This is a genomic window from Amorphus orientalis (assembly GCF_030814015.1).
In the GTDB taxonomy this organism is placed as follows: Bacteria; Pseudomonadota; Alphaproteobacteria; order Rhizobiales; family Amorphaceae; genus Amorphus; species Amorphus orientalis.
The window spans coordinates 1,628,522-1,648,811 of record NZ_JAUSUL010000001.1 but is presented as its reverse complement, the minus strand read 5'-3'; the positions used below and the strand labels follow the sequence as shown (position 1 = coordinate 1,648,811).

The window sequence follows — 20,290 nt, the reverse complement described above, 5'->3', positions numbered from 1 at the left end:
GACGAAAGCTAGACGGCCATCGTCGAGCCGGCGCCGCGCTCGCTGCAGACCCTGCGGGCGAGCGTGGCGATGGCCGTGTCCTGGGCGCCGGTCCCCGTGAGATCGCAGATGGTCACGGCATCCGCGCTCGTCCGGCCCGGATGGTGCCCGGCGACGACCGCGCCCAGCTCCGGCGGGGTGCCGCCGGTCCAGATGCCGGCCTTGAGCGCGGTCCGGAGCTCGCCCAGCGTCTCGCACTGGCTCACCCGGTCGCAGACATAGAGATTGGCGGCGGCGAGCGCAGCCGGGTCGATCTCGTTCTTCTCGCCCTGGTCGGAGCCCATGGCGGTGACGTGCAGACCCGGATGCAGCCACTCCGCCCTCAAGACCGGCTCGCGGGCCGGCGTCGTGGTCACCACGAGCTGGCTATCGGCGACAAGCCGCGCCGGATCGGCCTCGGCGCGCGCCTCGATGCCGAGGCTGGCGGCGATGTCGGCCGCACAGGCCGCCGCCTTGTCGCCATCGCGCCCCCAGACCAGCACGCGCTCGAACGGCCGCACCAGATGGGCGGCCTCCATCTGCAACCGCGCCTGGACGCCGGTGCCCATGACGCCGGCCGTCGTCACCCGCTCGGGCGCCAGATGCTTCGCCGCCACCGCGCCGGCTGCCGCCGTACGCACGTCGGTCAGGTAGCCGTTGTCGAGGAACAGCGCCTCGACCAGGCCTGTCTTCGCCGAGAACAGGATCATCAGCCCGTTCAGGCTGGGCAGGCCGAGCTTCGGGTTGTCGAAGAAGCCGGGGCTGACCTTGATGGCGAACCCGTCGAAACCCGGGATATAGGCGGTCTTCACGTCGACTTCGCCGTTCGCCTCTTCGATGGCCATCGACAGGATCGGCGGCATCACCACGGTGCCGGAGGCGAGCGCGGCAAACGCCGCCTCGACCGTGTTCACCGTGGTCATGTCCAGTCCGACGGCCTCGCGCAGGTCCGCTTCCGTGGCGATCAGGATGTCATGCGGCATAGGGCTGTCCCTGAAGCGTGAGGTTGCCGAGCGTCACGTCCCGGCCGGTGACGATGCGGGTGAAGACGTCCATGTCGACGCTGCGCCCGGTGATGATTGTGGCGAGCGGACCGCGGGGCACGGGCAGCTTGCCGGCCTGCAAAGCGGCGATCCCCACCACGCATGCGCCCTCTGCGACCAGCCGGTCCTCGAAATAGAGCGTCTGCATGGCCCGGTAGATCTCGTCCTCGGTCACGAGGATGGTGTCGTCCAGATACTGGCGGCAGAGATCGAAGGTGAGCTTGTTGTCGAGACCGATGCCGCCGCCCAGCGAGTCGGCGAGGCTCGCCACCTCCTCCACCTCGACCGGGTGGCCGGCGGCAAGCGAGGCATGCATCGCAGCGCCGCGGTCCATGGAGACGCCGATCAACCGGGTCTTCGGGCTGATCGTCTTCACCGCGAAGGCAATGCCGGCGGCAAGCCCACCGCCCGACAGCGGCACCAGCACCATGTCGAGGTCCGGCCGGTCCTCCATCAGTTCCAGTCCGATGGTGCCCTGCCCCGCCACGACGCGGCCGTCGTCGAAGGGCGGGATCTCGACGAGCCCCTCCTCCTCGCAGAGGCGGCGCGCCTCGATCTGGGCCTCGTCCTGGCTGCGCCCGCCGATCTTGACCTCGGCGCCGAGCGCCTTGATGCCGTCGATCTTCGCCTGGGGCACCAGCTCCGACATGCAGACGACGGCGCGCAGGCCCCGGTCGCGTGCCGCATAGGCGACGCCGCGCCCGTGGTTGCCGGTAGAGCAGCAGGTGACACCGGAAACGCCCTCAGGCAGGCCGAAGACGGCGTTCGTCGCGCCGCGCAGCTTGAAGGCACCGGTCGGCTGGCCGATCTCCAGCTTCAGGAGAAAGTCGTGGCCGGCGAGCCGCGATAGGTGCGGCGACGGCACCAGCGGCGTACGGACAGCGGTCCCCTGAATGCGCCTGCGCGCGGTCAGGATGTCTGCGAGCGTGACGCTCAAGCGGGCCTCCGGTGGGCTCGGGATGACGGGGCCGCGGCCGGCCGGCCCGCCATCGGATTCATCAGCCCGAGGATCGGCGCGCGACCCCTCGAGGTCAACGCATTCCCACCGGATTTCCGTCAGCTTCTACTCGGCAGCGCCTTCGGGCGCGGCGGCCGCGCGCCCGCGCCGGGCGGCAAGCTCGGCCACCAGCACGACCATTACCAGCGCGGCGCCGATCCCGTTCGCGATGAAGGCACCGTGGAACATCTCCAGCGGGATCAAGAGCAGCGAACCGCCGACCACGGCAAGCACACGCAGCATCCGCCCCATCGGCTGCAAGCCGTATCCGACCGACCCGGCCGAGACAAACCACACCGCGATCGTGGCCGTCAGCAGCGACAGCACCGTCGCCGGGATCGACGGGCTCTGCAGCAGCAGCGTCGGCGAGAACACGAACAGGAACGGGATGATGTAGGCCGTCCAGGAAAAGCGCATCGCCGTCCAGCCGGTTTTCATCGGTGAGGCGCGGGCGATGTTGGCCGCGAAGAAGGCCGCGATCGCGAGCGGCGGCGTCACGAACGACATCATCCCGAGATAGAGGATGAACATGTGGGCGGCGAGCGGCTGGATGCCGACCTCGACGAGGCTCGGCGCGATCAGCACGGCGAGCAGCACGTAGACCCCGAGCGTCGGCATGCCCATGCCGAGCACGATGCACATCACACCCGCGATCACCAGCAGGGCAAAGATGTTGCCCGAGCCGAGCTTCACTAGGAGCAGCGTGAGCGCGAAGCCGAGCCCGGTGAGCTGCAGGATGCCCATGATGAAGCCGGCGGCCGCCGAGATCATCACGATATCGACGGCGGAGATGCCGGTCGCGACCAGCGCCCGCCAGACCCCACGCGGCGTGAGCCGGCTGCCGCCGTAGCCGATGACGAAGCCCACCGCCATGACCGTGAGACAGGCGTAGATCGCGGCGTTCTCCGGCTCCCGATTGAGGGTGAACAGCGCGTAGATCAGCACAGCGAACGGCAGGATGAAGAACCAGCCGCGCATGGCGACCGCGACGAGCCTCGGGATCTCGCTTGCCGGCACCCGGAGGATGCCGGCCTTTCCGGCCTCCAGATCCGCCTGGATGAACAGGGCGAGATAATAAAGCACCGCCGGCACCAGCGCCGCAATCGCGACCTCGGCGTAGGAGATCTGCAGGAAGTCGGCCATCAGGAAGGCGACCGCGCCCATCACCGGCGGCATCAGCTGGCCGCCGTTCGAGGCGCTCGCCTCGATCGCCGCCGCCTGCTCCGGCTTGAACCCGGACTTCTTCATCATCGGGATGGTGATGATGCCGGTCGCCATGATGTTCGACACGACGATGCCGGAAATCGAGCCGAACAGCGTGGAGGCCAGGATCGAGATCTTGGCCGCGCCGCCGCGGAAGCCCCCCATCAGGCCGAGCGCCAGATCGTTGAAGAAGGAGGCTCCGCCTGAGGCGTGCAGCAGATTGCCGAAGAACAGGAACGGGATCACCACGGTGACGCCGACCAGGAGCACGATCCCGAACAGGCCGCTGGTGTCGACACCCAGATAGAAGATCATGGTGTTGAGGTCGACCTGGTTGGTCTGCAGGTCGCCCTCGACCAGGTGACCGACCAGCGCGTAGATCGTGAAGGCCAGCACGACGATGACGAGCGACCAGCCGGAGCAGCGCCTGAGCCCTTCGACCACCAGCACGAACAGGAGCCAGGAGACGATCAGGCCATCCAGCGGAGTGGAGAAGAAATCCGACAGGATGTCCGGATAGCGCATGGCCATGTAGGCGCTGGCGGCGAGCGAGACGACAGCGAGCACCGCGTCGTACCAGGGTAGACGGCGGGGCCCGAGGGCGGCCCGGTTCAGCGGACGGGTCACGAAGACGAGCGCCAGGCTGAGACCGAGGGTCGCCGCCAGGAACTGTTCGGTCAGGAACGTCCATCCGACCATCCGGTAGAGATCGGCCGCCCAGGCGAGGCCGGCGATCGCCAGCAGCGCGCCAAGCACGGTGCTGATCAGCCGCACGCCGCGGGTCCCGTTGACGCCGGATTCGGAAACGCTGGTCTCACCGCCCATCAGGCAGTCCTTCCCGAGAACGCGATCGATATCGGTGCGCGCACGTCCCCGTCGGACGGAACCGTCCCGACCGAGAGGATCATGTGCGATGACGTGACTTCGAAGCCGCTCTGTCGCTCCCGGGCGGCATCGACCGGGCAGATGCGGCTTTCACCGCCCGGGCTGCGGGGCCGGCAGGTCAGGACCCGCCCCGCAGCCCGGCTTTCCTCAGGCGATCGGGCTCAGTCGCCCTGCCAGATGCCGGCTTCCTTGTAGAACTTGATCGCGCCCGGATGGTATTCGACGCGCGGCTGCGTCGTGGCGAGACCTTCCTGGGTCATCGCGTTGAACGAAGGGTGGCCCGCGACCAGCGCCGGCTTATTCTCGTAGATCGCCTTGACCAGCTCATAGACGGTGTCGTCGGAGACGTTCTTGTTGGCGACCACGACCATGGCGTACTGCATCAGCGTGGTGTCGCCGTGGATGCCGGCCAGGTGCGGCGCGGGCTTCTGCACCGCCATGTGATATTCCGGACGGACGTCGGCCATCGCCTTTGCCGTCTCCGGCGTGTCGGTCAGGCTCAGGAAGCGGATCCCGCCGGGAATGGCGGAATCGAGCTCGGCCATCTTCGGCGCGCCGACCGCGAACATGGTCACGTCGATGCGGTCGGCCTTGAGGTCGTCGGCGCCGCGCAGCAGGTTCGCCGTGGGCACTGCCTCGCCTTCCGCCGCCAGTTCGTCGAGCGTGGTGCCCGCGGTGGCGAGCAGGCCATCGAACAGGTAGAGCCCCTGCTGGAAGCCCTGCCAGCCGGTGGGGATGCGCTTGCCCTGCAGATCCTCGACCGACTTGATGTCGGAGTCGTTGCGCACCACGAGCCCGACCTTGAACGGGAAGATCGTCGCGGCGACCCGGAGGTCCTTCATCGCCTTGCCGTCATAGGGCGGCGAGCCCTCGAACGCGGCGCCGGTCTCGTCGGTGGAGATGAACGAGAAGTCGGTCTGGCCGGCCTGGGTCGAGCCCATGATCGCGCCGGGCGAGTTGAACGTCACGACCCGCATCTGCAGGTCGGAGTGTTCCTGAACGACCTTGGCGATCGCCTGGGCCTGGACGTTGTTGATCGCGCCCGGCGGCAGCGTCGAGATCGACACCGTCTCGGCGAGCACAGGCGTGGCGGCGATCGCGCCAGCCGCAAGCGCGGCAGCCGCGAATCCGAAGATCGCTTTCATTCTGTTTCCTCCCTCATGAGGTTCCTGTTGGCGGAACCTTCTTATGTCGCCGCCCGACCGCGCCGGGCGGGAAAGCTGTTGCGTCGACGTCAGCCGGCGGCCGGCTGCACGGCGACGGCCTCGGCTGCACTCATGGCGCGTGCGAACTGGACCACCTGCCCCGCCACGGTCGAAAGCTGCGCGTCGGTTTCCGGGCGCACGGCGCGGCCGTTCTCGAACGGCGCCACCTGCGAATTGATGGCGGCGGCGAACGGCGTCGGCCAGCCCCGCAGCGCGTGAACGATCGAGCGCACGCTCGACAGCGTGGTGCCCAGCGCCTGCGGCCCGTAGGCGGTCACGATCACGCCGACCGCGCGCCCGTCGAAATAGGGCCGGTCGTCGGTGCGCATGTCCTCGGCGTAGTCGATGGCGTTCTTGATGATCCCCGACATGCCGCCATGATAGCTCGGCGTCGACAGGATGATGCCATCGGCCCGCCGCAGCGCCTGCACCAGCCGCTGCGCCGAGGGGCTGCGATGGTCGTTGGCGGGGTCGTAGGCCGGCAGGTCGAGCAGCGGCCCGGAGATGATCTCAGCCGTGGCCCCGAGCCGGACGGCTTCCGCAAGCGCCAGCCGCAGCGCCGTCTCCGACGAGGACCCGATCCGGGTGGTCCCGCCGATGCCGACGATATGGGGCGCATCGTCCGATGTGGTCGGACGGAACGCCCCGAAAGCGGTGTCGAGATCGTGCAGCATGGTCGCCTCCGCCGTCATTCCGCCGCCTGCCGGGCGCCCGAACGGTCGCCCTTCAGCCGGTCATAGCCTGCCAGGATCCGGCCGCACCGGGCTTCGAGCCAGGCCTCGGTCTCGGGATGGGTGAACACGTAGAGCGCGTCGTCCTCGATCGCCTCGGCGACCTGACGGCCGATCTCCAGCGGGTCGGCGCCGTCGCGGATCAGCTCGCCCATGAAGTGGTTCTCGGGCCGGACATAGGCACCGCCGAGCCGGTCGGGCCGGCTGCGCTCGGAGAGGTGGATCGACGTGTTCACCGCCGCCGGCGCCAGGATCGACACCCCGATCGACGTCTCCGCGAGTTCGTTGGAGAGCGCCTCGCTGAGGGCCACGACCGCGTACTTCGTCGTCGAATAGGGGCCGGTCAGGAAGGCGGCGTTGACCTGGAAGCCGCCGATGGAAGCGGTGTTGACCACGTGGCCGGGTCCGCCGGCCGCGATCAGGCGCGGCACGAAGGTCTGGATGCCGTGGATCACGCCGTAGAGATTGACGCCGATCACCCAGTCCCACTCCGCGGAACTGAATTCGTGCACGGGCACGCCGTGCATGGCGACGCCGGCATTGTTGCAGACGATGGAAACCGGGCCGAACGCGCCCTCGATCGCGTCGGCCGCCGCCTCGACCGACGCCTTCTCCGACACGTCGACCTCGAGCGCCACTGCCTGACCGCCATCGGCCGCGATCAGCGCGACGGTCTCCTCGGCCGCCTCACCGCGGATGTCGGCCACGCCGACCCGCACACCGCGGCTGGCGAGCACCCGCGCGATCCCGCGTCCGATGCCCGAGCCCGCGCCCGAAACGTAGGCAGCCATGCCCGCCTGAATGTCCATTCACTCCCCCTCGCGCGCCGTCTTCTGCGACACGTCATCCCGTATCGTATGCCAGTGGCGGGACCGTTCAATCCCGCTGATGCACAACGCCCCGGAATTTGTTGCCCCGGACGCGCGGACGGTCGCGCCGGAGACCGGCTTCGCATACCATTGCGCCGACGGCGCCCTAGAACCGAAGGCGCGACCAGACCGCCCGAGCCGACCGAAGGACCGATGACGGATACAAGAAACGCCCCGGACGACACCGGGCCCACCCGCGGCGCCGACGCCAGCGGCGCGGTGGAAACCGCCTACCGCTACATCCGCAACGCGATCATCTCCGGCGACCTCAAGTCGGGCGAGACGCTGCAGGAGGCGAAGCTCGCCAAGGCGATCGGACTGAGCCGCACCCCGGTCCGCGAGGCGTTGAGCCGACTCAACAACGAGGGGCTGGTCGTGCTGGAGCGCTACCGGCGCGGCCAGGTGGCGAGCTTCTCGCTCGCCGACGTGGCCGAGATCTTCCGGCTCCGCGCCAAGCTCGAGGCCCACGGCGCGCGGCGGGCGGCGCTGCGCATCACGCCGGAGCAGATCGCCCATCTGGAGGCGGTCGAGGCGGAGATGGAGGCCCATTTCGACGAAGTCGGCTGGCACCGCCACCTGGCGCGGTTCGACGAGCTCAACAACGAGTTCCACGCGACGATCGCGCGGGCGGCGGACAGCCCGCGGCTGGAGCGGATTCTGGCCGCCTCGCTGGAGCTGCCGGCGTCGATCTTCAACACCTATGCCGAGCCGGTCGACCAGCGGACGCAGCGGACCCATCGCCAGCATCACGAGATCCTCTCCGCGCTCAGAATGCGCAACCCGGACTGGGCGGAGGCGGCGATGGCCGCCCACCTGTTCTCCATCCTGGTCGATCCCGCCCCCGATCCGGAGGGCTGGTAGGCCCGTCCCCACGATCGCAGGCGGAAGCCGCTGCTCATTGCGCCGCCTCGACCGCAGCGGCGGCGCTCTGCCTCAGATAGGGCATCACCTCGCCGGCATAGAGCTCCATGTTCTTGCGCGTGAGGTCGGCCGGCAGCGTGCCGAACTGCAACAGCGACAGGAGATGCCCGAAGCCGATCTGCTTGCGGTACTCCTCGAGCTGCTGGCGCACCGTCTCCGGGCTGCCGCAGATGAACATGCCCTTGTCGATGACGTCGTCGATGGTCTGCTTGCCGCCGATGGCCGACTTCGCCTTCATCACGCCCATCATCGACTTGAGCGAGAGGTAGCCCGGCGGCAGCAGCATCTCCTTCGGCATGCGAAGGAACTTGTTGAGGAAGGCCTCGATGTGCGGCTTCGCCTCCCGGCGCGCGGCCTCGTCGGTCTCCGCCACGTACATCGGCACCGACCAGCCGAGCTGTTCCTCGGTCGCCTCGTAGCCGTGCTCCGCCGCCTTGTCGCGGTACATCTGCATGTACTTGGCGAGCATCGCCACCGGCGTGAACGTCTGCAGGTAGGTGTAGCGCCGGTCCGGGTGCGAGGCCCACTCGATGGTCTCGCTGGAACCCTGGGACGGGATCCAGATCGGCGGATGCGGCTCCTGATAGGGCCGCGGCCACAGGTTCACGTACTCGAACTGGTAGTGCTTGCCCTCGAACGCGAACGGCCCCGTCTCGGTCCAGGCGCGGACGATCAGGTCGTGCGCCTCGTGGAAGCGGTCGTGGGACAGCGCCGGATTCGCGCTCCAGGAATGGTATTCCGAGCCGATGCCGCGGACGAAGCCGGCGATGAAACGGCCCTCGGTGATGTTGTCGACCATCGCGAACTCTTCCGCGACGGTGACCGGGTTGTTGAGCAGCGGCAGCGCGCGACCGAGGATCGCGATCTTGACCTTCTTGGTGCGCCGGGCGAGCGCACCGGCCATCACGCCCGGCTGCGGCATCAGCCCGTAGGCGGTCTGATGATGCTCGTTGACGCAGACGCCGTCGAAACCGAGCTGATCGCCGTACTCCAGTTCATCCAGATAGCGGTTGTAGAGCTTCGCGCCCTTTTTCGGGTCGTAGTAGCTGTTCGGCAGCGTCACCCAGGCGGAATCGTGGATCTGATCGTAATCCGGATCCAGGTGCAGATACGGCATCAGATGCATGAGATAGAATTTCATCACGCGGCTCCCTCGATGAAGCGCACCACCTTGGACGTGAACTCGTTCGCCTTCTCCACGTGGGGCAGATGCCCGCATTCGGGGAAAACCTCGAGGGCGGCGCCGGGAATGAGATCGCGGTAGGCCGGGCCGTATTCGGCCGGCAGCAGCTTGTCCTCGGTGCCCCAGACGATCAGCGTCGGCACCGAGATCCGGTGCAGCCACTTCTTGAGGTCCGGATTGTGCATCCGCGGGCTCCAGCCGAGCTTCGCGGTCGTCAGCCGGTTCTTCAGCACGACCATCAGCGCCTCCTCGTCGGCCGGCGGCGGCACGGTTCGGGCGATGTCCTGGTTGTGGAAGAGGTTGCTGGTGAGCTGCTCGGGCGACCAGGTGAACATGTCGCCGCGCTTGACGCCGGGCACGTGGATGCCGGCAGGCGCCACCAAGGTCAGCGTCTTCAGGCTGGCACAGCTGCGCGTCGCCATCTCCGCGGCGATCCAGCCGCCGATCGAGGTGCCGACCAGATGCACACCGTCGAGGCCGAAATGGTCGATCAGGTCGAGATAGAAGTAGGCGAGATCGCCCACGTTATCGAGCCACTCGGGCGTCTCCGACCCGCCGAAGCCGGGATGCTCGGGCACGATCACGTCGTAGCGCTCGGCCAGTTCGTCCATGAACGGAAGCCACGCCCCCGCCCCACCCGCGCCGTGCAGGAACAGGAGCGGCGCCCCCTCCCCCTTGCGCATCACGCGGATGCGGCAGCCGGCAACGGTTTCCATCGTCTCGACATGAGACATCGATGCGAGCCCTCCCTTGAATCTGACGCCGATTTCGGACCTGGCGCCGTTTTCAGAATTGTACACCTTTCTTCGCAGGCTGCGTCAAGCTGCCTCAGATGGAAAATCGAACAAACTCCGCATCAAAATTATAAATATCTGATTTTAATAGATTTAACTCTCTCAACCCCGTCCTTGCCTTATAGCCAGCCGGGCGGTATGGAATACCAAACACAATAACTGAGGGGGAGGCCATGGTCGTGGATCGGTTTTCGCTGGACGGCCAGATCGCAATGGTCACGGGGGCCGCGAGCGGTCTGGGCAAGGCAGCTGCGGAAGTGCTTGCTGAAGCGGGTGCGACCGTCGTGCTTGCCGATATCGACGAGAGCGGACTGGCAGCCGTCGCCGAAACGATCTCGGCTGCGGGCGGTCGGGCCGAGCCGCTCACGCTCGACGTTTCCGACCGGCCAGCGATCCGCCAAGCCACGGAAGATGTCGCGGCCCGGTACGGTCGCCTCGACATCGTGATCGCAAGCGCCGGCATCACCGCCGGCCCGAGCTATCGCACCGAAGCCGGCCAGATCGGCGCGATCGCGGATTCCGCCTGGGACAAGGTGGTCGGAATCAATCTCTCCGGCGTGTTCGCCACGGTCCAGGGGGCAGCCGGCCCCATGAAGAACCAAGGCAGCGGTCGCATCGTGGTGATCGCCTCCGTCGCCGGGCTGAAGTCCGATCCGATGGTCGGCTACGCCTATGCGGCGACCAAGGCAGCGCTGGTCAACCTGGTGCGGCAGGCGGCGATGGAACTCGCGCCGCACGGCGTGCTGATCAACGCCGTCGCGCCCGGGCCCTTCCGCACCAACATCGCCGGCGGGCGCCTTCAAAACCCGGACGTGGAAGCGGCCTTCTCGGGGATGGTGCCGCTCGGACGGATCGCCGAACCCGACGAGATCAAGGGATTGCTTCTGTTGCTGTCGTCGCCGGCGTCAAGCTTCATGACCGGCACGACGATCCCGATCGACGGCGGTATGTCGGCGCGATGAGACCACCGGCGGGATCGATCCGTTCCCGGAAGAGGGCCGCATCCCGCCCACCTCAACCTGAAGATGGTCGATACTGGTCATTTCATTCACTCTCGACGGCATGGTCGGGGCAAAAAGACACCAGATCTCGTGAACGAGAGCGGTGACACGGGAGGACGAGCATGACCCAGACAGCGCACGCGACGAACCACTCCGATGACGCAACACGGGCGAAGCGTCAGGACTTCTACGACCGCCTGGCTCCGAAAAATCTCGCTCCCTTGTGGGAGGTCCTGAAGGGCCTGATGCCGCCGGAGCCGACGTCGAAGGCGGTTCCGCATCAATGGCGCTACGAAGAGGTCCGGCCGCTCCTCATGGAGTCCGGCGACCTGCTCACCGCCGAGGAGGCGGAACGTCGGGTGCTGGTCCTGGAGAATCCCGCCTTTCCCGGCGAAAGCCGCGCCACCGCAACGATCTATGCCGGGCTCCAGCTCATCATGCCGGGCGAGACGGCCCCGGCGCACCGCCACACCCCCTCGGCGCTGCGCTTCATGCTGGAGGGCGAAGGCGCCTTCACCGCCGTCGGCGGCGAGCGAACCACCATGCGCGCGGGCGACTTCGTCATCACGCCGAACTGGGCCTTCCATGACCACGGCAACGAGGGGTCCGGTCCCTGTGCCTGGCTCGACGGGCTCGACATCCCGATGGTGCGCTTCTTCGAGACGGTGTTCTCCGAGGGCTACAACGACAAGAGCCAGAGTCTGACCCGGCCCGAGGGCGACGCGCTCGCCCGCTTTGGCAGCCGTATGCTGCCGCTCGACGACTCCGGCCGGCGCTACGGCCAGACCACCCCGATCTTCAACTATCCCTACGAGCGCACCCGAGAGGCGCTGGTCGCGGCCGCCAAGGGGGAGGCGCCCGATCCGCATCTCGCCACGACGCTGCGCTACGCCAACCCGGTCGATGGCGGCTGGACCATGCCGACCATGTCGGCCTGGATGACCCACGTGGAGAAGGGCTTCGAGACGAAACGGATGCGCTCCACCGACGGCATCGTGTTGTGCGTGGCGGAGGGCCGTGGCCAGATCACGACCGGCGACAAGACCTTCTCCTATGCCCCCCGCGACGTGATCGTCCTGCCGGCCTGGGCCTGGCGCTCGTTCAAGGCGGAAGAGGACTCCTTCCTGTTCTGCATTTCCGATCGCGTGGCCCAGGAAAAGCTCGGCTTCTTCCGCGAGGAACGCGGCTGACATCACGCGCGCGCATCGCCGTCCGGCCGTGTCGGACGGGGACTGCCGCGAGACCGAAACGCCCGACAAGCAACACGAGAGACGCATGCGATTCTGCCGCTTCGACGACAACCGCCTCGGCATCGTGGACGGAGAGACGGTCCGTGACGTGACCGCTGCCACCGACCTTCTCCCCCAGCTCCGCTGGCCGCTGCCCCACGGCGATCTGTTCATGACCCACTTCGACGCCATGCGCGCCGAGATGGAACGCCTCGCCAGGGACGCGCCCGCGAAGCCGCTGAAGGAGGTGAAGCTCCTCAGCCCCATCGCCAATCCCGGCAAGATCGTCGCCGCGCCGGTGAACTACCAGCTCCATCTCGATGAATCCCGCGTCGACACGGGCATCAACTTCGGGTCCAGCGTGAAGACGATCGCCGAATGCGGCGTCTTCCTGAAGGCGACAAGCTCTCTCGTCGGTCCGGGCGAAGGCGTCGTCGCCGATTGGTCCGACCGGCGCATCGACCATGAGCTCGAGCTTGCCGTGGTCATCGGCAAGAAGGGATTTCGGATCTCCGAGCAGGACGCGCTGTCGCACGTCGCCGGCTACACGATGGGCTTCGACATGACCATCCGCGGCACTGAGGATCGCAGCTACCGCAAGTCCCTCGACACGTTCTCTGTGCTCGGCCCCTGGGTCGTCACCGCCGACGAGCTTCCCGACGCCAGTGCCCTCGACTTCGAGCTCAAGGTCAACGGCGAGACGCGGCAGAAGTCGAACACCAGCCTTCTCGTCTTCAATGTTCCGAAGTTGATTGCGCTCGCCTCCAAGGCCTACACGCTCCATCCCGGCGACGTGATCATGACCGGAACGCCGGAGGGCGTCGCCCCGGTCATCCCCGGTGACGTCATGCACGGCTGGATCGAGGGCATCGGCGAGACCGAAATCGCTATCCGTGGAAAATGGTAGCGAAAAGGGCCCCGCTTCGGCGCGCATGACAGCTTTGGGGAGGCTTTGAACTGGACCTGAACGTGGGGCACCTCGAGGTCCAGCCTGACCATGTCGGCGACCGCGTCGAGGTCGCGCTCTGCCACCTCGGCGGCAGTCGCATGGTCGAAACCCGAAGCGTGGACTTGACGGGCCGCCCGCCCGTCAGCGCGCCCCACAGCCCGACGACGACCATTGCGAGGAAATGGTCCGGTCCGCTCAACGGGTGCTCGAACCCACTGCCCAATCCACCGTGTGAGCTGCGGATGATCCGAGGGCATGGCCCGGCGTTTGGAAGCGGCCTCCGGCATAAGCAGCCGAAGGCCGGGCTCCTCGATCAGCTGCCGCTGAGCGCGCCGAGAAGCTGCCTGGAGTTGTAGTCGAACATGTCGACATAGGTCGGCGCGGGGCCGTCCGGTCCGGAGAGCGCGTCGGAGTAAAGTTCTCCGCCGACCTTGGCACCGGTCTCGCGGGTGATCTGCTCGATCACGCGGTTGTCGCTGATGTTCTCCACGAACACGGCCGCGATCTGTTCGTCGCGGATCTGGTCGATGATCCGGGCGATGTCGGCTGCGGACGGCTCCGCCTCGGTGCTGATGCCTTCCGGTGCGATGAACTGCACGCCGTAGGCCTTGCCGAAATACTGGAAGGCGTCGTGGGAGGTGACGACCTTTCGGTGGGCCTCCGGCAGCGCTCCGAATTCCTTCTTCAGCTTCGCATCCAGCGCCTGTTGCTCAGCCACATAGGCTTCGGCGCGCTCCTGGTAGCCGTCGGCATGGGCCGGATCGGCCTCTGCGAGCGCCTTGGCGATGTTGTTGGCGTAGATCATGCCGTTGCCAAGGCTCTGCCAGGCATGGGGATCATAGTCGCCGTGGTGGTGATGCCCCTCTTCGGCGTGCTCCTCATGGTCGTGATCGTGTTCCGCATGATTGTGCTCGTGCTCGCCGTGATCATGCGCCTCGTGATCGTGATCGTGGTCGTGGCCCTCTTCCGGTTCGGCCCAGGTCAGCGCGTCGATGCCCGTGCTGGCGACGACCTGTCGGCCGGAAAACTCTGAGGCTTCCACCAGGCGGGGAAGCCAGCCTTCGAAGTCGAGGCCATTGACCACGAGGACGTCCGCCTGGGAGAGCGCCTTGGCGTCGGCGGGCGTCGGCTCGTAGACGTGGGCGTCGCCGTCGGGACCCACGAGGGTGGTGACCGACACGGCATCGCCGCCGATCTGGTGGACCATGTCTCCGAGGATCGAGAAGCTTGCGACGACGTCGAGCTTGTCCTGTGCAACGGCACCGCCGGTCATGGAAACGGTGAGTGCGAGCGCCGACGCAGCGCCGACGAACATGCGGCGTGACAGCATGGGTTTTCCTTTCAGTTGCTATCGTTGGAGGTGGGGGAGACGAAGGGTCTCGGAGAGGATGCTCCCGCGAGGCCCGATCAGCACCGACAGCGCATAGACCGCGCCGGCCCCGAGAATGATCGCGGGGGAGGACGGCAGATGCGCGTGGTAGGAGGCGAGCAGGCCGGCGACCGACGAGACGATCCCGAACAGGACACCGGCGACGAACTGGCCGGAGATCGCCTCCGACCAGAACCGCGCGGCGGCCGCCGGCAGCATCATGATGCCGACGACCATCAACGTGCCGAGGGCCTGAAAGCCGGAGACGAGATTGAGGACCACGAGGGTGAGAAACGCCAGGTGGACGGCGCGCCCTGCCCCGCCGACCGCGCGCAGAAATCCCGGATTGAAGCACTCCGCGACCAGCAGCCGATAGACGATCGCGAGGATCGTCACGGTGAGGGTGGTGACCACGGCGATCAGCAGGATCGAGGCGTCGTCGAGCGCCAGCACGGTGCCGAACAGGACGTGCATCAGGTCGACGTTGGAGCCGCGGGTGGAGACCAGCAGCACGCCGAGACCGAGCGAGATCAGGTAGAAGGCGGCGAAGCTCGCGTCCTCCCGGAGCGGGGTCACCCGCGAGACCAGACCGGCCAGAAGGGCGACCGTCAGACCGGCGACGACCCCGCCAATCGTCATCGACCAGAGCGACAGGCCCGCGAACAAAAACGCCACCGCCGCACCGGGCAGGATCGCGTGGGCCATGGCGTCGCCCATCAGGCTCATGCGCCGGATGATCAGGAGCAAGCCGAGCGGAACGGAACCGATGCTGAGCGCCACGCAGCCGACGAGCGCCCGGCGCATGAAGCCGTAGGTCGCAAAGGGCTCGAACAGGAACTCCGACAGCGTCATGCCGCCCCCCGCTTGCAGACCGGCGCGTCTTCGGCGAAGGCCTCGCTCATCCGGCGCGCGCGCAGCAGGTTCTCCGCGCCGAGCACGTCTGCGGTCTTGCCCCACGCAATCGGCTCGCGGGCGAGCAGCAGCGTGTCCGGGATCTCCTGGCGCACGATCTCCAGGTCGTGCAGCACGGCGACCACGCTGCGCCCTTCCCCGTGCCAGCGATGGACGAGCTGAAGCAGGTCCGCGGTCGTTCGGGAGTCGATAGCCGTGAACGGCTCGTCCAGGAGGAGTACTCTGGCGTCCTGAAGCAGCATCCGCGCAAACAGCGCCCGCTGCATCTGACCGCCCGACAGAGTTCCAATCGTCCGCCGCTCGAACCCCTCCAGCCCGACCGCCTTTAAGGCATCGGCGGCGCGGGCGAGATCCGCCCCGTCGACCCGGCGGAAGGGACCGACCCGCCGCCAGAGCCCCAGTGCAACCAGGTCCAGCACCTGAATCGGAAAGGCCCGGTCGAGCTCGTTCTGTTGCGGCAGATAGGCGATGTCGCGCCGGTCGATCCCCTCGATCCGGATAAGGCCGTCGTCGATGCGGAGCGCCCCGACAATGGCTTTCAGAAGCGTCGACTTGCCAGCCCCGTTCGGACCGACGACGGCGGTGAAGCTCCCCGGCTCGAACGCGCCCGAAAGGTGATGGACGACGGGATGGCGCCGATAGGCCAGCGTCACGTCGTCAAAGCGGATCGTGGGCGCGGCACTCATGGCACGATCCATCCGAGCGCCCACGCGACACCCAGCCAGATGACCGCGCTCAGGACGAGCGCGAGCACGATCCTGTCCAGCGCCGAGGCGCGCAGTGTCGAGCCGTCCTTCATGCGCCGGTCCCGGCACCAAGCAGGCGGGGCTCGGTCTCGTTCTGACAGGAACGGCACGTACCAAGGAGTTCCAGTACCGACCGATCGATCGTGAACCCGATACGGTCGGCGTCGGTCTGCAGACGCGCCTTCACCTCGCCGTCGAGCAGAGAGCGGGTTTCGCCGCAGCCCTTGCAGACGAGAAGGAAGCGATCGCTGACAGAAGCCATATCCCCCGCCGCGACATAGGCGTTGAGCGATTCCACCCGCATGACGAGGCCGCGCTCGATCAGGTCGGTGAGGCAGCGATAGATCGACGTCGGAGCGATCGGCCGACCCAGCTTCGCGCGAAGCCGGCGCAGGATCTGATAAGCCGTGAGGATGCGGCCCTCTTCGCGCAGAACCGAGATGACTTCTTTCCGCATCCGGCCTTGGACATGGTCCCGGGCCCGCCGGGCCGGGCGGCCGCTGCTAGCTTTCATGGGGCATCTCTCGATTACCGGAAGAGCCAACGGCACCGGGCTGACCGCCCGGCCAGTCGCGGGCGTCGTCAATTGCGAGGAAGAGCCGGATCTCGTCAGACTTCCGCAGCGGCGGCGACCGATGCAGCAGAGCCGGTGCATCCGGCGACGCCCGCTTCGCGCCGCGCAGGACACCGACCCAGCCACGCTCGAGTTGCCGGCCGGCGGAGACCTCTGTGAGGATGCCGTCCTGCACCAGATGGGCGTCGCGCGGCGAGACCCATTCCGTGCCCGGGCCCCTATAGGTGGTGACCAGTCGATGGGTCATGTTGTCGGCGTGGAACCGGCTGCACGCGTCGTCGGAGACGGGTTCCAGGCGCACCGCAAGCGATGCGGCACCGGTCAACTCGGTGAACAGTCGAGCCAGAAAGGCAATGTCCTCGCGTAGCCAGGCCTCGAGCCAGGACTGCCATTGGCGAAGATCCGTCAGCGCCGACCGCAACGCCCGATCAATCGCCGCCAAGTCGCCATCGATCCTGATCGAAGGAAGGAGTGCTGCCGGCAGTTCGTCGATCGCTCCCGCGATCACGTGATCCAGAGATCGCTGAAAGATCGAGATCGGGCCGGCCCTTTCGAGGCTGCTCAGGGGCGCATCCTGAAGCGGGCACGAAATCGGATCCGCGCGGACGGCTTCATGCCGCATCGGCCCGCCTCCATGCCGGGAAGGGATCGGGGAGATTGCGGTAGTCCGCGCTGTCGAACCGGTCGCCCAACGGCGCATCGGCCAGGCAGTCGTCGAGGGCTGCCCGGATCGCCGCCTCGTCCATCCCGTTGCCGATGAAGACGAGCTCCTGCCGCCGGTCGCCCCACACCGGGGCCCAGTGCCGATCCAGCATGGCCCGCCACTCCGGATGATCCGGCCAGCGCTCCTTCGGAACGGCAGCCCACCAGAAGCCCATCGCTTCGGTGCGCACGATCGCGCCCGCCAGGCTGAAGTCGCCGACCCACTCCGGCCGGGTTGCCAGCCAGAACAGCCCCTTGGCCCGGATCAGCCCCGGCCAGAAGCGGCCGGTGAACGCGGCAAACTTCTGGGGGTGAAACGGCCGTCGCGCGCGGTAGACGAAGCTGGAAACGCCGTACTCTTCCGTCTCCGGCGTGTGGTCGGCGAAGCCGTACAGCTCCTTGAACCAGAGCGGATGCTCGTGGGCGCGTTCGAAGTCGAACCGGCCGGTATCGAGGACGTCGGAAAGCGGCACGCGGGCGAAGTCCGTCTCGATCAGCTTCGCATCCGCATTGAGGGCCTTGATCACGGCCCTGACGGCGTCCCGACCGCCGGCGTCCAGCTCCGAGATCTTGTTGGCGACGATGACGTCGGCGAACTCGATCTGATCGACGAGGAGGTCGACGATCGAACGGTCGTCCCCCTCCCCCGCCGTCTCGCCCCGGTCGCGCAGGAAATCGTGGCTGGCGTAGTCGCGGAGCAGGTTGGCCGCGTCGACCACGGTCACCATGGTGTCGAGGCGGGCGATGTCGGCCAGCGACTGCCCCTCTTCGTCCCGGAACTCGAAAGTGGCCGCCACCGGCAGCGGCTCGGCGATGCCCGTGCCCTCGATCAGCAGGTAGTCGAACCGGCCGTCGTCGGCGAGCCGCCGGACCTCGGTCAGGAGATCCTCCCGCAGCGTGCAGCAGATGCAGCCGTTGGTCATCTCGACGAGCCGCTCATCGGTCCGTGACAGATCGGCACCGCCGCCGCGAACCAGGTCGGCGTCGATGTTCACCTCGCTCATGTCGTTGACGATCACGGCGACCCGGCGGCCCTCGCGGTTGTTCAGGATATGATTGAGAAGGGTCGTCTTTCCGGCTCCGAGAAAGCCGGACAGGACGGTCACGGGAAGGCGGGGATCGGTCATTGTCGCACATCTCTAAATGTAATGTTATAACGTTACATCACCTAGCAACTGCGTTGATGACTGGCAAGGGCGATATTGGCGCGTCGTGAGCGGGGAGAGGGTGCGATCGCGGGATGCCGCAGAAGGCGACAGAGACCGAGTATCCGCGCAGGTGGCGGGCGGCAGGCGGAGGGCGGCGGGTGTCGAAGCGGGCTCCGCTCCAACGCATCCAGACTGCCGGTTCACACGCTCACGGAGCGCCTGCTGCAAGGAATAAATCCAGGGGATTTGCCGCCCGCCTCAGTCGAAAGCGGACTGACCGGTTTTGTGAAGCCACTGAGCAATCGCAGCCGTACGTTGGGGCATTCGGGCGGTCACGATCCGTCGCCGTTCAGAAAGAGATGTTCGAGCACCAAGAAGCGCGCCCCGGTTTCAATCATTTGAGCAAGTCCTTTTCGTTCAGGCCGGCCTGATCCGGCCATGCGCCAGCGCTTCGCGTTCGCGCAGAAGTTTGCAGAACCACAAAGAAGGGTCGCCGGTGCGGGCCTAGCTTCCCTCCATCGAAACCGCCTCATTCGAAGGAGAGAGAAGATGTTCACCAGACGCCAGACCCTGATGGGCGCAGCGGCGGCCGCGATGCTGGCCGTCATGCCTCCCGCCGCCGCGCTCGCACAAGAATCGGCCGCCGCATCGCTTCCGCGTGAGAAGGTGACGCTGGTGGCCCCGCCTTTCGTTCATGCGCACGATCAGGTCGCCCGGAGCGGTCCGAAGGTTGTCGAGTTCACCATGGAGATCGAGGAGAAGCCGGTCGTCATCGATGATCAGGGCACGACCCTCCAGGGCATGACCTTCGACGGCTCGATCCCCGGCCCGATGATGGTCGTCCACGAAGGCGACTATGTCGAGCTGACGCTGATCAATGCGGCGACCAACTCGCTGCCCCACAACATCGACTTCCATGCGGCCACCGGGGCCCTCGGCGGCGGCGCGCTCACCCTGGTCGGGCCGGGCGAGCAGGTGAAGCTGCGGTTCAAGGCGACCCGCTCCGGCACCTTCGTCTATCACTGCGCGCCGGAAGGGCCGATGATCCCCTGGCACGTCGTCTCCGGCATGAGCGGCACGATCATGGTGCTGCCGCGCGACGGGCTCAAGGACGAGGCCGGCAACCCGCTGACCTACGACAAGATCTTCTATATCGGCGAGAACGACTTCTACGTTCCGCGTGACGGCGACAGCAACTTCAAGAGCTACGGATCGCCCGGAGAAGCGTACGCCGACACGGTCGAGGTCATGCGCGGCCTGATTCCCACCCACGTCGTGTTCAACGGCGCCAAAGGGGCGCTGACCGGCGACAACGCCATGACGGCGAAGGTCGGCGAAAAGGTGCTGATCGTCCATTCCCAGGCCAACCGGGACACCCGGCCTCACCTGATCGGCGGCCACGGCGACTATGTCTGGGAAGAAGGCAAGTTCGCCAACCCGCCCGCCAAGGATCTCGAGACCTGGTTCATTCGCGGAGGATCCGCCGGCGCGGCGCTCTACACCTTCCGCCAGCCCGGCCTCTACGCCTACGTGAACCACAACCTGATCGAAGCCGTGGAACTCGGCGCCGCTGCCCACTTCATGGTCGAGGGCGACTGGAACGACAACCTGATGAAACAGCTCGAAGCTCCCGGACCGATCCCGGTCAACTGATGCGGACACGTCAAACCTGAGCCCGGCAATCCGCCGGGCTCAGTCGCTTGGGACCGACCTGTCGACAGCACCGTCCCCAACCTGCCGACCGGCTTTCCGGCGTCCGCCTCGCTCGCCACAGCCGTGCCGAGCCCCCCGCAGCACCACTCCCGGGTGGT

At 67.1% G+C, this 20,290-nt stretch carries 20 protein-coding genes; 5 read left to right on the top strand and 15 right to left on the bottom strand.

What is annotated here, in order from left to right:
- Positions 1-8: 8 nt before the first annotated feature.
- From J2S73_RS07475 to J2S73_RS07450, 6 genes are all read right to left on the bottom strand, one after another.
- A complete protein-coding gene (locus tag J2S73_RS07475; RefSeq protein ID WP_306884840.1) occupies positions 9-1,001 on the bottom strand; it encodes a cyclodeaminase in 993 nt (330 codons plus the stop codon).
- On the bottom strand, positions 991-1,998 hold the full coding sequence (eutB, locus tag J2S73_RS07470) for a hydroxyectoine utilization dehydratase EutB (RefSeq protein WP_306884839.1): 1,008 nt from the start codon (positions 1,996-1,998) through the stop codon (positions 991-993). The genes J2S73_RS07475 and eutB overlap by 11 nt, the downstream gene beginning before the upstream one ends.
- 126 nt (positions 1,999-2,124) lie before the next feature.
- Positions 2,125-4,086 carry a TRAP transporter permease gene (locus J2S73_RS07465; RefSeq protein ID WP_306884838.1) on the bottom strand — a complete coding sequence of 654 codons (1,962 nt, stop codon included), beginning with the start codon at positions 4,084-4,086 and terminating at the stop codon, positions 2,125-2,127.
- Positions 4,087-4,307: 221 nt separating this feature from the next.
- A complete protein-coding gene (locus tag J2S73_RS07460; protein WP_306884837.1) occupies positions 4,308-5,291 on the bottom strand; it encodes a TAXI family TRAP transporter solute-binding subunit in 984 nt (327 codons plus the stop codon).
- Between the two features lie 89 nt (positions 5,292-5,380).
- Entirely contained in the window at positions 5,381-6,043 is a 663-nt protein-coding gene (locus J2S73_RS07455) for an NADPH-dependent FMN reductase (protein ID WP_306884836.1), read from the bottom strand.
- On the bottom strand, positions 6,040-6,891 hold the full coding sequence (locus J2S73_RS07450) for an SDR family NAD(P)-dependent oxidoreductase (protein ID WP_306884835.1): 852 nt from the start codon (positions 6,889-6,891) through the stop codon (positions 6,040-6,042). The genes J2S73_RS07455 and J2S73_RS07450 overlap by 4 nt, the downstream gene beginning before the upstream one ends.
- Before the next feature lie 213 nt (positions 6,892-7,104).
- On the opposite strand from J2S73_RS07450, the gene J2S73_RS07445 reads away from it, so the two are divergent.
- Positions 7,105-7,812, top strand: a complete 708-nt coding sequence (locus tag J2S73_RS07445) for a GntR family transcriptional regulator (RefSeq protein ID WP_306884834.1) — start codon at positions 7,105-7,107, stop codon at positions 7,810-7,812.
- 34 nt (positions 7,813-7,846) lie between these two features.
- On the opposite strand, the gene J2S73_RS07440 is transcribed toward J2S73_RS07445, so the two are convergent.
- Entirely contained in the window at positions 7,847-9,013 is a 1,167-nt protein-coding gene (locus tag J2S73_RS07440; protein ID WP_306884833.1) for an LLM class flavin-dependent oxidoreductase, read from the bottom strand.
- Positions 9,013-9,789, bottom strand: a complete 777-nt coding sequence (locus J2S73_RS07435) for an alpha/beta fold hydrolase (RefSeq protein ID WP_306884832.1) — start codon at positions 9,787-9,789, stop codon at positions 9,013-9,015. The genes J2S73_RS07440 and J2S73_RS07435 overlap by 1 nt, the downstream gene beginning before the upstream one ends.
- 239 nt (positions 9,790-10,028) lie before the next feature.
- Between J2S73_RS07435 and J2S73_RS07430 the strand changes: the two genes are divergently transcribed.
- The 3 genes from J2S73_RS07430 to J2S73_RS07420 all read left to right on the top strand — a co-directional run bounded on the left by J2S73_RS07430 (position 10,029) and on the right by J2S73_RS07420 (position 12,986).
- Positions 10,029-10,811 carry an SDR family NAD(P)-dependent oxidoreductase gene (locus J2S73_RS07430; protein ID WP_370874395.1) on the top strand — a complete coding sequence of 261 codons (783 nt, stop codon included), beginning with the start codon at positions 10,029-10,031 and terminating at the stop codon, positions 10,809-10,811.
- Positions 10,812-10,972: 161 nt separating this feature from the next.
- Entirely contained in the window at positions 10,973-12,040 is a 1,068-nt protein-coding gene (gene gtdA / locus J2S73_RS07425; RefSeq protein WP_306884830.1) for a gentisate 1,2-dioxygenase, read from the top strand.
- A gap of 85 nt (positions 12,041-12,125) precedes the next feature.
- Entirely contained in the window at positions 12,126-12,986 is an 861-nt protein-coding gene (locus J2S73_RS07420; RefSeq protein ID WP_306884829.1) for a fumarylacetoacetate hydrolase family protein, read from the top strand.
- Here the strand turns inward: J2S73_RS07420 and J2S73_RS21640 are convergent.
- The 7 genes from J2S73_RS21640 to zigA form a co-directional block, all read right to left on the bottom strand.
- Entirely contained in the window at positions 12,967-13,251 is a 285-nt protein-coding gene (locus J2S73_RS21640; RefSeq protein ID WP_370874394.1) for a HupE/UreJ family protein, read from the bottom strand. The genes J2S73_RS07420 and J2S73_RS21640 overlap by 20 nt on opposite strands.
- A gap of 90 nt (positions 13,252-13,341) precedes the next feature.
- Positions 13,342-14,358, bottom strand: coding sequence for a metal ABC transporter substrate-binding protein (locus tag J2S73_RS07410; RefSeq protein WP_306884828.1), 1,017 nt, complete (start codon positions 14,356-14,358; stop codon positions 13,342-13,344).
- An 18-nt stretch (positions 14,359-14,376) separates the two neighbouring features.
- Positions 14,377-15,249 (bottom strand): metal ABC transporter permease, encoded by an 873-nt coding sequence (locus J2S73_RS07405; protein ID WP_306884827.1) that lies wholly within the window; start codon positions 15,247-15,249, stop codon positions 14,377-14,379.
- Positions 15,246-15,995, bottom strand: coding sequence for a zinc ABC transporter ATP-binding protein AztA (aztA, locus tag J2S73_RS07400; protein WP_306884825.1), 750 nt, complete (start codon positions 15,993-15,995; stop codon positions 15,246-15,248). The genes J2S73_RS07405 and aztA overlap by 4 nt, the downstream gene beginning before the upstream one ends.
- A gap of 109 nt (positions 15,996-16,104) precedes the next feature.
- Complete coding sequence (locus J2S73_RS07395; RefSeq protein WP_306884823.1) at positions 16,105-16,512, bottom strand: Fur family transcriptional regulator; 408 nt, start codon at positions 16,510-16,512, stop codon at positions 16,105-16,107.
- A gap of 46 nt (positions 16,513-16,558) precedes the next feature.
- Positions 16,559-17,251, bottom strand: a complete 693-nt coding sequence (locus J2S73_RS07390) for a DUF1826 domain-containing protein (protein WP_306884822.1) — start codon at positions 17,249-17,251, stop codon at positions 16,559-16,561.
- Positions 17,241-18,458, bottom strand: coding sequence for a zinc metallochaperone GTPase ZigA (gene zigA, locus J2S73_RS07385; protein ID WP_306884820.1), 1,218 nt, complete (start codon positions 18,456-18,458; stop codon positions 17,241-17,243). The genes J2S73_RS07390 and zigA overlap by 11 nt, the downstream gene beginning before the upstream one ends.
- Before the next feature lie 570 nt (positions 18,459-19,028).
- Between zigA and nirK the strand changes: the two genes are divergently transcribed.
- Complete coding sequence (gene nirK, locus J2S73_RS07380) at positions 19,029-20,132, top strand: copper-containing nitrite reductase (protein ID WP_306884819.1); 1,104 nt, start codon at positions 19,029-19,031, stop codon at positions 20,130-20,132.
- The last annotated feature ends 158 nt before the right edge of the window (positions 20,133-20,290 follow it).

Bases quoted from the DNA above. Each gene is read 5' to 3' on its own strand.
- J2S73_RS07475 (WP_306884840.1), bottom strand. From the start codon at position 1,001: ATGCCGCATGACATCCTGATCGCCACGGAAGCGGACCTGCGCGAGGCC.
- J2S73_RS07465 (WP_306884838.1), bottom strand. From the start codon at position 4,086: ATGGGCGGTGAGACCAGCGTTTCCGAATCCGGCGTCAACGGGACCCGC.
- J2S73_RS07460 (WP_306884837.1), bottom strand. From the start codon at position 5,291: ATGAAAGCGATCTTCGGATTCGCGGCTGCCGCGCTTGCGGCTGGCGCG.
- J2S73_RS07455 (WP_306884836.1), bottom strand. From the start codon at position 6,043: ATGACGGCGGAGGCGACCATGCTGCACGATCTCGACACCGCTTTCGGG.
- J2S73_RS07450 (WP_306884835.1), bottom strand. From the start codon at position 6,891: ATGGACATTCAGGCGGGCATGGCTGCCTACGTTTCGGGCGCGGGCTCG.
- J2S73_RS07445 (WP_306884834.1), top strand. From the start codon at position 7,105: ATGACGGATACAAGAAACGCCCCGGACGACACCGGGCCCACCCGCGGC.
- J2S73_RS07440 (WP_306884833.1), bottom strand. From the start codon at position 9,013: ATGAAATTCTATCTCATGCATCTGATGCCGTATCTGCACCTGGATCCG.
- J2S73_RS07435 (WP_306884832.1), bottom strand. From the start codon at position 9,789: ATGTCTCATGTCGAGACGATGGAAACCGTTGCCGGCTGCCGCATCCGC.
- gtdA (WP_306884830.1), top strand. From the start codon at position 10,973: ATGACCCAGACAGCGCACGCGACGAACCACTCCGATGACGCAACACGG.
- J2S73_RS07420 (WP_306884829.1), top strand. From the start codon at position 12,126: ATGCGATTCTGCCGCTTCGACGACAACCGCCTCGGCATCGTGGACGGA.
- J2S73_RS07410 (WP_306884828.1), bottom strand. From the start codon at position 14,358: ATGCTGTCACGCCGCATGTTCGTCGGCGCTGCGTCGGCGCTCGCACTC.
- J2S73_RS07405 (WP_306884827.1), bottom strand. From the start codon at position 15,249: ATGACGCTGTCGGAGTTCCTGTTCGAGCCCTTTGCGACCTACGGCTTC.
- aztA (WP_306884825.1), bottom strand. From the start codon at position 15,995: ATGAGTGCCGCGCCCACGATCCGCTTTGACGACGTGACGCTGGCCTAT.
- J2S73_RS07395 (WP_306884823.1), bottom strand. From the start codon at position 16,512: ATGCGGAAAGAAGTCATCTCGGTTCTGCGCGAAGAGGGCCGCATCCTC.
- J2S73_RS07390 (WP_306884822.1), bottom strand. From the start codon at position 17,251: ATGCGGCATGAAGCCGTCCGCGCGGATCCGATTTCGTGCCCGCTTCAG.
- zigA (WP_306884820.1), bottom strand. From the start codon at position 18,458: ATGACCGATCCCCGCCTTCCCGTGACCGTCCTGTCCGGCTTTCTCGGA.
- nirK (WP_306884819.1), top strand. From the start codon at position 19,029: ATGTTCACCAGACGCCAGACCCTGATGGGCGCAGCGGCGGCCGCGATG.